This is a genomic window from Streptomyces sp. NBC_01335 (genome assembly GCF_035953295.1).
In the GTDB taxonomy this organism is placed as follows: Bacteria; Actinomycetota; Actinomycetes; order Streptomycetales; family Streptomycetaceae; genus Streptomyces.
Genome location: NZ_CP108370.1, coordinates 5246201 through 5258149 on the forward strand (window position 1 = coordinate 5246201; position 11949 = coordinate 5258149).

12 protein-coding genes are annotated in these 11949 nt (G+C 72.2%); 5 read left to right on the top strand and 7 right to left on the bottom strand.

Annotated elements, in window-relative coordinates; all coding sequences use genetic code 11:
* Positions 1–176 precede the first annotated feature (176 nt).
* A complete protein-coding gene (locus OG599_RS22655; RefSeq protein ID WP_442809506.1) occupies positions 177–1901 on the bottom strand; it encodes an eCIS core domain-containing protein in 1725 nt (574 codons plus the stop codon).
* Between the two features lie 386 nt (positions 1902–2287).
* Here OG599_RS22655 and OG599_RS22660 point away from each other — a divergent pair, with 386 nt between their 5' ends.
* Positions 2288–2686 carry a hypothetical protein gene (locus OG599_RS22660; RefSeq protein WP_327177808.1) on the top strand — a complete coding sequence of 133 codons (399 nt, stop codon included), beginning with the start codon at positions 2288–2290 and terminating at the stop codon, positions 2684–2686.
* Between the two features lie 73 nt (positions 2687–2759).
* Here OG599_RS22660 and OG599_RS22665 read toward each other — a convergent pair whose 3' ends face one another.
* The gene (locus tag OG599_RS22665; RefSeq protein ID WP_327177809.1) at positions 2760–3731 is read right to left on the bottom strand and encodes an SDR family NAD(P)-dependent oxidoreductase; all 972 of its coding nucleotides are present in this window, start codon (positions 3729–3731) and stop codon (positions 2760–2762) included.
* Between the two features lie 122 nt (positions 3732–3853).
* Here OG599_RS22665 and OG599_RS22670 point away from each other — a divergent pair, with 122 nt between their 5' ends.
* Positions 3854–4366: a TetR/AcrR family transcriptional regulator gene (locus tag OG599_RS22670; protein WP_327177810.1), complete on the top strand. Its 513-nt coding sequence runs from the start codon at positions 3854–3856 to the stop codon at positions 4364–4366.
* Between the two features lie 355 nt (positions 4367–4721).
* Here OG599_RS22670 and OG599_RS22675 read toward each other — a convergent pair whose 3' ends face one another.
* The gene (locus OG599_RS22675; RefSeq protein WP_327177811.1) at positions 4722–5219 is read right to left on the bottom strand and encodes an SAM-dependent methyltransferase; all 498 of its coding nucleotides are present in this window, start codon (positions 5217–5219) and stop codon (positions 4722–4724) included.
* Positions 5220–5277: 58 nt separating this feature from the next.
* Positions 5278–6693, bottom strand: coding sequence for a Tat pathway signal protein (locus OG599_RS22680; RefSeq protein ID WP_327177812.1), 1416 nt, complete (start codon positions 6691–6693; stop codon positions 5278–5280).
* Between the two features lie 317 nt (positions 6694–7010).
* Between OG599_RS22680 and OG599_RS22685 the strand changes: the two genes are divergently transcribed.
* Positions 7011–7388: a hypothetical protein gene (locus tag OG599_RS22685; RefSeq protein ID WP_327177813.1), complete on the top strand. Its 378-nt coding sequence runs from the start codon at positions 7011–7013 to the stop codon at positions 7386–7388.
* Between the two features lie 55 nt (positions 7389–7443).
* Here the strand turns inward: OG599_RS22685 and OG599_RS22690 are convergent, their stop codons facing one another.
* Both OG599_RS22690 and OG599_RS22695 read right to left on the bottom strand, forming a co-directional pair.
* Positions 7444–8277, bottom strand: coding sequence for a transglutaminase-like domain-containing protein (locus OG599_RS22690; RefSeq protein ID WP_327180149.1), 834 nt, complete (start codon positions 8275–8277; stop codon positions 7444–7446).
* A gap of 258 nt (positions 8278–8535) precedes the next feature.
* Positions 8536–9537, bottom strand: a complete 1002-nt coding sequence (locus OG599_RS22695) for a GNAT family N-acetyltransferase (protein WP_327177814.1) — start codon at positions 9535–9537, stop codon at positions 8536–8538.
* A gap of 117 nt (positions 9538–9654) precedes the next feature.
* Here OG599_RS22695 and fdxA point away from each other — a divergent pair, with 117 nt between their 5' ends.
* Together fdxA and dapC are read left to right on the top strand one after the other, a co-directional pair.
* On the top strand, positions 9655–9975 hold the full coding sequence (fdxA, locus tag OG599_RS22700) for a ferredoxin (RefSeq protein ID WP_065490770.1): 321 nt from the start codon (positions 9655–9657) through the stop codon (positions 9973–9975).
* Between the two features lie 121 nt (positions 9976–10096).
* On the top strand, positions 10097–11197 hold the full coding sequence (dapC, locus tag OG599_RS22705) for a succinyldiaminopimelate transaminase (RefSeq protein ID WP_327177815.1): 1101 nt from the start codon (positions 10097–10099) through the stop codon (positions 11195–11197).
* A gap of 113 nt (positions 11198–11310) precedes the next feature.
* Here the strand turns inward: dapC and OG599_RS22710 are convergent, their stop codons facing one another.
* Entirely contained in the window at positions 11311–11721 is a 411-nt protein-coding gene (locus OG599_RS22710; RefSeq protein ID WP_327177816.1) for an ATP-binding protein, read from the bottom strand.
* Between the last annotated feature and the right edge of the window lie 228 nt (positions 11722–11949).

An 11949-nucleotide genomic window follows, 5' to 3' on the forward strand; every position in this document is an offset into this window, starting at 1 on the left:
CATCAGCGGCAGACAGCCCCAAGACCAGGGCGCACAACGATCTACAGCTGGATCATCAGAGGATGTCTCACGTGGTGATGCCGTGACATGCGGCATCACCACGTGAGACGTCCTCTTCGGTCCACCCCGTCCTGGTACCGCTGCCGGGCGTTGGTCATCACCTGCGGGCCACCGTGTCAGTAGTCCTGGTTCTCGCTCTCCGCGGTCAGCCACTGCATGTGCTCGTGGAACTGCTTCCCCGCCTGCTGGAACAGTTGGTGCTCTCCGGTCTGGAGGCTCTCGACGCCGAACTCCGAGCTGAGGTGCTGGTCGACGACCTGGATGAGGGCGAAGGGGCCGGTCCCCACGGGGCCGACCATGTGGAGTTCTTCGGCGTCCATCTTCCCGACGGAACCGGCGATCTTGGTGATCATCTTCTCCATGACGGTCGAGTTCCGCTGCGCGCCGATGAAGTGGTTGCCGTACCCGCCCGTGTCGAGGAGGTAGCGTGCCGCGGTCTTGACCTGCTCGGCGGTCGCGGCCCCCGTGGCGGGCGGCTCCTTCGCCGCCGTGAGCGAGGCGTTGAGGCTGTCCTTGTCCCGGATGAGGGGCCCGAGGACGGGTACGTCGTTCTCGCGGAGCGTAGGCCGGGTCTGCTTGAGGTCGATCGTGCCGGACCCGAGGTCCACGTCGGCGTACACGCCGCCGTGCTTCTTGAGGATGCTGTACCGGGCGACGTCGGAGGCCAAGGGGTACGCCTTCGTCGGACCTCCGGTGGCCTTCTCGTACGTGGGCGCGACCCGCTCGTCGAGGGCGTCCTCGATGTACTTGAACTCGATCGACTTGGCCACCTTCACCCGGCCCGAGTCGGCCCACGACCACGTACTGCGCTTGTCCGTCCAGAGGTTGATGCGCCAGTCGGTGTTCTGGGCCTTCGCCGCCCACGCCAGGACGTTGTTGAGCGCCTCCCTGCTGATGCCGCCGCCGATCCAGATGAAGTGGACCAGGGGCGGGATACGGAGGCGTTCCTCGGCGGGGAACTCGCCCACCACCTCGCGGAGGTTGGTGAGATAGGCGGGCTGCGGATCGAGGGCTTCGAGACGCTTCATGACGAGCGTGACCGCCTCGTGGTCGCCCTTGCCGAGCGCGTCGAAGACGAACCGGCGGACGTCCTCCTGGTTGTCGGAGTCCACGGCCTCCCGGCCCGTGGCCCCGTCCCCTTCACGCGCGACGTGGAGCGGAGCGCGTTGCACGGCCGGCCCGGTTCCCGAGGAGGCCGCGGCTTTTGGCAGCACGCCCGTGGCACCGTCGGTCTTCCGCTGCACCGGCGCCTGTCCGCGCATCACCTCGTGGGCCTGCCGCTCGGCGGCCACCTCCAGAGGATCGTCGGGCTTGGAGATGCGCAGGCCCCGCGGGTCGGCCTCACCGCCCACCGGCCCCTGCCGCTGCTGAAGGACATGCCCGAGTTCGTGGGCGAGGGTGTGCTTGTCGGTGCCGCCGTCGCCGATGACGATGCTGCTGCCCGACGTGTAGGCACGCGCCCCGACCTCGGCGGCCGAGCGGCGCGCCTGCGACCCGGTGTGCAGACGTACGTCGGAGAAGTCCGCGCCGCCGAACCGGGACTCCATCTCCTGCTGAAGCGCACCGCCCATGGGCTGACCCGTGCTGCGCAGCACCTCGTGGACCGCCGACCGCTGCACGGCCGTGTCCCCGTGCCCGCAGCCGGGCCCGTGCGCGTGCCGCTGCTCCTCGACCAGCCGGGCGACCGCCGCGTTGCCCGCCGCCCGCTGGAGGGCTGTCATGTCGGCTCGGCCCAAGGGGGTCCCGGGAGTCCAGCCCTTGGCGGCGACCGACCGGGACACCGGCTTGGTCTTCGACTCCCGCTGTGCGGACGTGCCCGTCGCCGCGTGCTCGTGCGTCAAAGGATCTCCCTGGTCTCATGCCGGACGCCTGGACCGAAGCAGTCCTCACGGAAGACCCTCGGCAACTGATCGGGACGCCACAAGGACCGCACGGCCCTGCTCGCGGGCAGAACCCGGTGCCCGGGAGGCCCAGCAGGCCCAGCCTCACGGCCGGGCAGGCAGCACCTGCCGCCGGGAACAGGGCCTTCGCCGTACCGGTGAGGGGGCTTTTCGAGCTGTGGGGGGTGCGTGAGTCCGCTGGACCGTACGATGCCCAGGGCCGGACCGTCGCGCGCGTGCGGGGCCGAAGTGGCGGCCAACGGGCCTTCCAGGGGCGGTAGTTGGCAGGTGCTGCCCGCGTGGAACACCGGACACCGCCCGAACGTCCCGCCCGAACAGGAGGTCTCATGGTGTATGCGGAACCCATGGCGCGCGCCGTCGTGGAGCCGGCCGTGCACGAGCTGCTGGACCGGTTTCCCCGGGGAGGGGAACACACCGCGACCGTCTCCTACGGCGGCGACGACTTCCTCCTCTGCGCCCACCTCCGCGTGAGACGGACCAAGCCGGGCCTGGCCGAGGTCTCGGTCGCCTGCTGGGCGGTCAACCGCGACACGGCCCGCTACTTCGGCGGCAGCCCGCCACGGGCGGAGGAGGCGCTCCTGCCTCCGGAGGGCACGGCACGCCCGGACGACTCACTCACCGCACGAGTGGTCGAGCACCTGGCCGCCCGCATGAACGCCCACGGCACCCCGAAGCCGGACGGTGACGGCCACCTGACGATCACCGTCCCCACCACCGCCCCGTAGATCTTGTCCTTCGCATCACTCTCACCGGCGTGCGAGGGGATGCCCTGGTGCGGCTCGCTGCGGCGTCGAGAGGTCAGACGCGGAGCAGGGCGGCGGAGACGGTCCAGAGGCGCTCGGCAGTGGCAGGGTCGAGCGCCCATTCCTTGACACCGTGCGGGTGCTGCGCGAGGTCGGCGTCGTTCGGCACGGTGTAGGCCTCTTGCGCCTCGTCGAGATAGTGACCTCCGGAGTGGGCGAACTCGGGGGCCACGGCCGCGACAAGACTGGTGGCGGCCCCCTGCTCGACCGATTTGTACGTGAAGACTCCGGCGGCCTCGGCCGCGTCGAGCGATGCCTTCTGTTCCGGTGTGAAGTTCCTTTGCAGTCCGGTCGCGATGCCGCCGGGGTTCACCGCGTTGGCGACGATGCCGTCGGCAGCCCAGAGGCGGGTCGCCTCGACGGCGAAGAGGGAGTTCGCCGTCTTCGACTGGGCGTAGGCGATCTGCGGGTCGTAGTCGCGGCGCTCGAAGTGGAGGTCGTCGAAGTCGATGCCGGACCGCATGTGTGCCGTCGAACTGACCGAGACGATCCGTGCTCCGCCGCGGTCGGCCGCTCCCCGGGCCAGGGCGCGGTGAAGGCCGGTGGCCAGCGCGAAGTGTCCCAGGTGGTTCGTCGCGAATTGCAGCTCCCCGCCCTCATGCGTTCGTTCGAGGCCACCGGTGACTACGCCGGCGTTGTTGATCAGCAGGTGGAGCGGGCCGCCCCACCCGTCGACGAACCGCGTGACGGAAGCCCTGTCGGCGAGGTCGAGCCGGACGACGCGAGGTCGTATCCCTCCGGTCGACTCTTCGATCGTCCGGGCGACGGCGTCACCCGCGGTCGTGTTCCTGACGGCCAGCGTCACTTTCGCCCCGGCAGCGGTCAGCGCGCGGGCGGTCTCGATCCCGAGTCCGGAGGAGGCCCCCGTCACGATCGCGCGGATGCCGGTGAGGTCGATGCCCCGCAGCACCTCGTCCGCGGTGTCGGAGGAGGTGAAAGGAGTGCGGATGAGTCGATGAGCGCGCATGGCGCGACTATACGCATTAGACAGTTTTTGTTCAGTGTGACTCCCGCTCTTATGCTCTCTCCATGAGCAGTCCCGACGCCGGCCTCCCGCCGTCGACAGTCGCTGAACCCGACCGTCGAACCATGGTTCTGGAGTCCGCCATGGCCACGTTCGCGCGATTCGGTTACCGGAAGACCTCGATGGAGGAGGTGGCGCGGGCGGCACACATCTCCCGGCCCGGGCTCTACTTCCTCTTCTCCGGGAAGGAGACTCTGTTCCGTGCCGCGGTCGCCCAGGCTCTGGACCGCGACATCACCGCGGTCGAACAGGTCCTGGCCGACAGCGGCCGCTCCCTTCCGGAGCGCCTCGTCGAGGCGTTCGACCAGTGGGCGGGCCGCTACATCGGCCCGCTGGCGAGCGATGTGGCGACGGTCGTCGAGGGCCATCCCGACCTCCTCGGAGAGATCGTCGAGACCATGCCGCGACGCTTCGAGGAACTGATCACGGACGCGATCGCCGCCGAGTCAGGACGAGAGACGGCCCTCCCGGTCGCCCGGACGATGATCAGCGCATCGATCGGACTCAAGCACCAGGCCCCCTCCCGGGATTTCTATCTCGAACGCCTGGCGGTCGCCATCGGTCTCCTCCTGCGCTGAAAACGCCTGCCGTCTCCTTGAGGGTGCGCCAGTGGTGGGCTGTGCCGTCACGAGGCTGTCACGCCTGGCGGCCGGGCGGGCTGCCGCCGTATCGTGTCCGGGCGGCCCCTCCCGGTGCCGCTCGCACCACCCCGTTCCCCAGTCCCACTACTTCTGCCGGCGCCGGAGCCGACGCCGGAGCGGACCGAACTCCGCCTCCCCGGCGTCACCTTGGACGACTCCTGGCGGCGGGGAGAGGCCGCCCGCGCACGCGGCGCCGTTCCCCGGCCGTCCCACCGTGCAGCGGAAGGTTCACCGTGGCCCCGCGTCACTGGTTCGACCGTCGCGGCAGCCCTGACCTGGTCCGACGTCACCCTCAGGCCCCGTTCGTACGGTCCTCCTCGGCCCCGGCCCAGTACGCCGCGAGCATCTCGCCCGGCCAGGCCGGCTCGTGGACCGGGCCCCGGGGGCCCATCGCGGTGAACCAGGGGGCCAGGTCGTAGACCGGCGTGCCGTCCACCGCGTCGAGGTCGGCCACCCGCAGATCGAGGCCGTCCACCCCGAGCAACCGGGGGAAGCTGGTGGCGAGTTGGTTGGGGCGGCGGTGGTTGCGGTGGGCGAAGGTGCCGGTGGGCGGCCACGCCGGGTTGTTCCGGGGGCTCCTCGCGTGCAGGGCCACGTCACCGGGGTCGGCCCGGTCGAAGTGCCAGACGACCACGAGGTGGGAGAACTCCTCCAGCCCGCGTACGACCTCCGGCGGGAAGTCCGGCCGCAGCCGGATCACCGCCTCGACGCCGCCCCAGTGGTCGTCGGCCACCTCCCGGCGCCCCCCGACCACGGTCCCGATCGGCTCGATGCCCAGTGCGTCCGCCATGCCCGTACCCCCAGCCCGATCCCGACGAGAGACCGATCCCAACGAGAGACCCCAGCCGTCAATGTAGCTTCGACAGATGCCTGTTGGCGCGCTCGGCCACCGCCGTCACCCACGGAATGCGGCGGTGGCGCAGCGGCGACAGCAGGCGCCGCGCCTGGACGACCGCCTGCTCCGCCCGGCCCGACTGGATGCCCTCCTCCATGGAGTCCAGCAGCCCGCCCCACGTGGCGCAGGCCTCCTCGACCCGCCCGTCCGCCATCTGGGCCGCCCCCAGGTGCCCCAGGGTCACCGCGTGGGTGCGGCGGAAGGCCGCGCCCCGGGTGCGTACCGAGCGGCCGAACTCGCGGATCGCGCCCTTGCGGTCGCCGAGCACCTCCAGGGTGCGGGCCGTCTCGTGGGCGAGGGACGCCTCACCGAAGAAGAACGTCCGGTGCGGCTCGGGCACCCCCGCGTCGGCGGCGGCCAGATCGTTCTCCGCGCGCAGCAGCGCCTTCACCGCGCCGTGGGTGCGGCCCGCCGCCGCGAGGGCCCGGGCGTGCACCACGCCGAGCAGTGCCCGTTCGCGCGGGGTCGCCCCGGTGTAGCGGCGGTCCTGTACGGACGCCTCGGCGAGGGCGAGCGCGTTGTCGTAGTGCCCCAGATCCAGGGCCTGGTGGGCCATCGCGCGCAGGATATGGCCGCTGAGCGGATGGTCCTCGGCCTGTCCGGCTAGCTGGAGCCCGAGGGTGAAGTAGCGCTGGGCGAGCGGGTTCTCGCCGCTGTCGAAGGCCATCCACCCGGAGAGATAGGCGAGTTCGGCCGCCGCCGACTCCATCTCCCGGCGTACCCGCTCGTGCGCGTACCGGCCGTGCATCAGATCGCGTACATCGGTGTGCAGGTACTGCACCAGGGCGGTGCGGCCGTGCCCGCCGCCGCGCCGCTGGTCCACAGCCGAGAAGGCGAGGGTGAGTTCGCGGACGATCGCCACGTCGCCCTGGGCCACCCGGAGGTGGTTGGAGATCCGCTCGGGCGGGTGCGGGGGGAGCGCGACGGGCGACGGCGGGCGGTCGCCGGAAGGGGTCGCGAGGACCGCCGTGGAGTACACGATCCCGGCCAGCAGGTTCCGGCGGTCCGGGTGGAGGTCGACCCGCCCGAGGTCCGCCAGGACGGCCAGGGCGTCGGCGGGCGGCCCGAGCGGCGCCGGGCCGGCCGGGCCTCCCGGGCCGGCCGGGGTGGCGAACCCCATCTCGGCGACGGTGACGACACGTTTCAGCCGCCGGGACAGGGCCAGCGCGAGGACGGCGGGGGCCGATCCGGACGGCCGGGTGCCGCCCACCCACATGGAGACGTGCGAGCGCCCGATCAGCGGACCGCCCGGATCGTCCGGGCGCCTGCCCTCCGCCGCCGCCCGGTTGAAGGCGCTCGCCGCCTGGGCGCGCGACCAGCCGGCCTCGCCCAGGAGACGGGCCAACTGCTCGTTCCGCGTACGTGTCATCGCATCCCCTGGTGCTCGACGCCCGGTGCCCGGGGGCCGATGGCCAGGAGCCCCGGCGCTCGGACGGGCTCAACGTAGCCACGGCCCCGGGCCGTCAGGGGGCGGATTTCCGCACGTCACCCGTGTCGAGGCGATCCGGGACCGGTCCTGGGCGAGGCCTGTCGATCTTTGACCACTTTGATCAGCCGGGCGGGGCGTCACACCCCCCGCGCGAGGGCGGATGCGGTTCGATTTCCGTACAACCGGACACCGCTTGACCCGCCCCCGTCCACCGGCGGCCGGCGGGCGGGAAGACCGGGCGGCCGCCAGGAGGACCGATGAACAGCAGCACCGCACCGGACGTCCGACCGAGGGACCCGGGCATCGACGTGGACGCGATCGCCGACGCCATCGAGCACGCGAGGGCGGACCGGGCGGGCGTGCCGCCGCGGAGCGTCGTCAACGCCGGTACGGACGAACTCGTCGCCCACCTGCGGAAGCTGATGAGCGCGGACGAGTACGGACACGACGAGCCGGACCGGGGAGCCGTCCGGCTGCTGTTCCGCGCCGCCTACCGTCACCTCGACGTCGCGGTGCGGCCCGATCCGGGCACCCCGGACCTCGCCGCCTACGCGTACTGGCGCACGGTCGCCTCCCTCGCCGCCGCCTTCCGCGACCTCTACTGCGAACTGGGGCGGGACGGCGGGGACGCGTGAACCGCCCCGTCCGCGCCTCAGTCCTCCGGCGACGCGCGGCGGGCCGCCGGGTGGATCAGTTCAGCCGGGCCCGGGCCGCCCGGGCCGCATTCCGTATCGACTCCGCCGCCGCCGGCTCGATGCCGCCGATGACGTCCGCGTACTCCTCCATCTCCGCCGCCCCGCGCACGAAGTCTCCGCGCTGGACGAGGAGTTGAGCGCGCTCGTACCGCAGGCGCGCCGGATGGGAGGGGAGCAGGAGCGACAGCTCGACCGCCCACAGCGCCACGTCGGAGCGCTCGGGGCGGGTCGAGGCCCAGGCGCGGATGTTGTTGAGGATGCGCAGCACGATCGCCTGTGGCCGGGCGGGCGTCGGCAGCGACCCCCGCAGCGGCACCCCGGTCGAACCCGCCACCATCAACTCGGCGTCCTCGCCGGTCAGGACCGCGCCCCCGGCGAACGGATCGGCCAGCACGTGCTCGGCCGGATCGCCGAAACCGACCACGAAATGGCCCGGCAGCGCGACCCCGTGGACCGGGGCGCCCGCCCGCCGCGCCACCTCCATCCACACCACGGAGAGCAGGATCGGCAACCCCCGGCGGCGGTGCAGCACCTGCTGGAGGAGGGACGACTCCAGCCGCTGGTAGTCGGGGGAGGCGCCGCAGAAGCCGTAACGGCCGCCGAGCAGTTCGCCCAGCGCCGTCGCCCAGTCCAGCGGGGTGGCCAGGCCGTGCGGGAGAAGCCCGGCCAGCCGGTCCAGCTCGATCTGCGCCGCGTCGATGCCGTACGGATCGGGGGACCCGGGCGGTGGCTCGGGCATCGCCTCCGCGCCCACCAGCAGGCAGAGCAGCGCGAGATCCGGCCGTTCGGAGCGGGCCTCCTCGGCGAACCGCGCCCGCCGCCCGGCCATGGAGAAGTCCTCGGAGGCCGATCCGTCGTCCACGGGGTCCACGTCTGTCACCTGTTCCACCGCTCCGAACGCCCGTGCCGTCAGGGCGTGTTCCGAAAGTTCCGGCTGTCCGGCGGCGTCCGGCACGCACGCTCGCCGCGTTGTCGGGATCACCCCGACACATCCAGTATCGGGGTGCCCCTCCGCCTTGCGATCGCACGCACCGGGCGCCGCCGGACCCGCCCTCCGGGCGGACGGCGCCACTTTTCGGAACACGCCCTACGCGGAACGGAAGTGGTGGTACCGGTGGTGGGTCACGAAGCCCATCCGGTCGTACAGGGCGATCGCCCCGGCGTTGTCCTCCTCCACCTGGAGCCAGGCCGCCGAGGCGCCCTCCGCCAGCGCGGTACGCGCCAGCGCGGTCATCACCGTGGTGGCCAGGCCCCGGCGCCGGTATTCCGGGTTCACCTCTATCGCCCCGAAGCCGGCCCACCGGCCGTCCACCACGCACCGGCCGATCGCGGCGGGCGCGCCCGCCGGGTCGTCGCCCGGCACGGTCGCGAACCAGACCGACGGGCCCTGGGACAGCACCCGGAGCATCGGAACCGAGTCCGCTCCGGCGCGGTGGTAGCGCTCCAGCCACCGGGCGTCGGCCGTCCGGTCGAGCAGCACCCGGGAGACGTCCGCGTCCTGGTCACCGACGGGGGCCAGCGCGCCGATCCGCACCCCGGCGGAGACCTCGCGCCGCCAGCCGAGATCCTCCAGCTCGGCGCAGAGCGCCTCCTGGCTGTCGGCGGCCCCGGTTCCGGCCTGGACGTAGGCGGGCAGGCCGCGCTCCGCGTACCACCGCGTCGCGTGCGCCAGCGCGTCGGCGACCGGCATCCCCGGATCGCCCAGCGGCAGGACCGAGTTGGCGCGACGGGTGAAGCCGCTCGCGGCGCGCAGCTCCCACGCGCCCAGCGCCTCGCGCTCCACCGGCTGCCAGGCGCGGGCCGTCACCCGGGTGAGTTCCGCGAACGTGGCCGCGGGACCGGGCCGGCGTGCCGGTGCGGGCGGAACGACCTTGCCGGCGACGAGCGTGGATTCCGCGATGTGGACGCCCTGTCCACTCCTGGGTGTGATCCGGAGCACGCCCGAGTCCCAGGATGTGAGAACTCCGACCGTGTCCGTGAACCCCGCGCCTTCGGCGCCACCCTCGCAACGACGGCGGACGGACACGCGTTTTCCCACATCAGCCTGGGTAATACGGACCTCAAGGCGTCCGCCGACGGTGAATTCCACGGCTCCTACCGCCCCTCCTGTTCGGATCGTGCTGAACTACGGAGATACTAGGTGAGGGCATCATCGACGCCGCGCTCCCGCGCGAGAGCCAACGCCCTACCGAGGAGGAACGACAGCGTGACCTACGTCATCGCGCAGCCTTGTGTCGACGTAAAGGACAAGGCCTGCATCGAAGAGTGCCCCGTCGACTGCATCTACGAGGGCCAGCGGTCCTTGTACATCCACCCCGACGAGTGTGTCGACTGCGGCGCCTGTGAGCCGGTCTGTCCGGTCGAGGCCATCTTCTACGAGGACGACACCCCCGAGGAGTGGAAGGACTACTACAAGGCGAACGTCGAGTTCTTCGACGACCTCGGCTCGCCCGGTGGCGCCTCCAAGCTGGGGCTCATCGAGCGCGACCACGCCTTCGTGGCCGCGCTGCCGCCCCAGAACCAGTAACAAACCGCCCCAGCCGCGCCGCACCCAGCACCACGCGGCCGCAGATGTGGCGCCCGGTCCCGTACGGCTCGTCACCGTGCGGGACCGAGGTGTTTTCGCCCGTACGAGAAAGCAGAGTTCCGTGTCCTCAGCACTCTCCTCCCGCCTCCCGGAATTTCCCTGGGACCGCCTGGCACCCCACAAGGCCACCGCCGAAGCCCACCCGGACGGCATCGTGGACCTGTCCATCGGCACCCCCGTCGACCCGGTGCCCGAGGTGATCCGGAAGGCGCTCGCCGCGGCGGCCGACAGCCCCGGCTATCCGACGGTCTGGGGGACGGCGGAGCTGAGGGACGCGCTCAGCGGCTGGGTGGAGCGGCGCCTCGGCGCGACGGGCGTCACCCACCACCACGTCCTGCCGGTCGTCGGCTCCAAGGAGCTCGTGGCCTGGCTGCCGACCCAGCTCGGCCTGGGCCCCGGCGACAAGGTCGCCTTCCCGGCGCTCGCCTACCCGACGTACGAGATCGGCGCCCGGCTCTGCGGCGCGGAAGCCGTCACCTACGACGACCCGACCACGCTCGACCCGGCCGGGCTCAAGCTGCTCTGGCTGAACTCCCCGTCCAACCCGACCGGCCGCGTGCTCTCCGGCGAGGAACTCACCCGGATCGTCGCCTGGGCCCGCGCCCACGACATCCTGGTCGTCAGCGACGAGTGCTACCTGGAACTCGGCTGGGAGGCCGAACCGGTCTCGGTGCTCCACCCGGACGTCAGCGGCGGCTCGTTCGACGGCCTCGTCGCCGTCCACTCGCTCTCCAAGCGGTCCAACCTGGCCGGATACCGGGCGGCGTTCATCGCGGGCGACCCGGCCGTCCTCGGCGAACTGCTCCAGATCCGCAAGCACGGCGGCATGATGACCCCCGCCCCGGTACAGGCGGCCACCGCGGCGGCCCTCGCCGACGACACCCACGTCGCCGAACAGCGCGCCCGCTACGCCGACCGGCGCGCGGCGCTGCGCACGGCCCTGGAGGGCCACGGCTTCCGCGTCGAGCACAGCGAGGCGAGCCTCTACCTCTGGGTGACCCGCGACGAACCCTGCTGGGACACCGTCGCGTACCTGGCCGGACTCGGCATCCTCGTGGCGCCCGGCGAGTTCTACGGCCCGGCCGGAGACCGCTTCGTGCGGGTCGCGTTCACGGCGACCGACGAGCGGGTCGCGGCGGCCGTGAAGCGGCTGACCGCCTGAACCGCCTGAACCGCCTGAACCGCTTGCCGGCCTGACGGCTTGACGACGCCGAGGGGCCACGGGATTCGGTCCCGTGGCCCCTCGGCGTCGTCTCCTGCGGGTGCGCGGCCGGTTCAGCCGCCGAGCGGCAGGGCCCCCGCGAGCTGCTCGACGGGCAGCGAGCCGCCGGTCGCCTTGTTGGCGGCGCCACCGAGGACCTCGGCCGTCTGACCGGTGGTCTTGCCGGCCTTCTCCTTCGCCTCGGGGGCGACCAGCTCGCCCGCCTGGTTCACCGTCTTCGCGGCGACCGGGACGGCCGTGCCGACCAGCTTGCCGCCCGTCTCGTTCAGCGTCTTCGCGCCCTGCTGGGCGGTGCTGTCGAGGGTGCTGCTCAGGTGCGTGCTGTCCAGCTTGGTCAGGCCGCCCAGGTCCGGCGTCTGCGGGAGACCCGCGGCGTTCGCGGCACCGGCCGCGCCGATCACCGGAGCGGCGGCGGCGATCAGCAGGGCGGCGCGGGCGATACGGCGGGTCAGGGGGAGGGACATGATGCTCCTTCGGCGGGAAGTTCGGCAGTGCTCGTCCGGCGTTCCGGACGGACTGATCAACTGCGCCGGGGGCGGGGGAGGTTGCGGTGGTCCGAGGTAAAGAGTCGGCAATGCGTCGGATAATCCGCACCCCGGACGCAGGGTCCGGGCACGGAAGTCCGGGCCGCCCGGAGTACCGTCTCTTCCCTTGCGCCACAAGGGAAACGGGACGCCCGTCAGATGCTCCGG

Coding starts and splice junctions, on each gene's coding strand:
- OG599_RS22660 (WP_327177808.1), top strand. CDS start 2,288: ATGGTGTATGCGGAACCCATGGCGCGCGCCGTCGTGGAGCCGGCCGTG.
- OG599_RS22665 (WP_327177809.1), bottom strand. CDS start 3,731: ATGCGCGCTCATCGACTCATCCGCACTCCTTTCACCTCCTCCGACACC.
- OG599_RS22670 (WP_327177810.1), top strand. CDS start 3,854: ATGGTTCTGGAGTCCGCCATGGCCACGTTCGCGCGATTCGGTTACCGG.
- OG599_RS22675 (WP_327177811.1), bottom strand. CDS start 5,219: ATGGCGGACGCACTGGGCATCGAGCCGATCGGGACCGTGGTCGGGGGG.
- OG599_RS22680 (WP_327177812.1), bottom strand. CDS start 6,693: ATGACACGTACGCGGAACGAGCAGTTGGCCCGTCTCCTGGGCGAGGCC.
- OG599_RS22685 (WP_327177813.1), top strand. CDS start 7,011: ATGAACAGCAGCACCGCACCGGACGTCCGACCGAGGGACCCGGGCATC.
- OG599_RS22690 (WP_327180149.1), bottom strand. CDS start 8,277: ATGGCCGGGCGGCGGGCGCGGTTCGCCGAGGAGGCCCGCTCCGAACGG.
- OG599_RS22710 (WP_327177816.1), bottom strand. CDS start 11,721: ATGTCCCTCCCCCTGACCCGCCGTATCGCCCGCGCCGCCCTGCTGATC.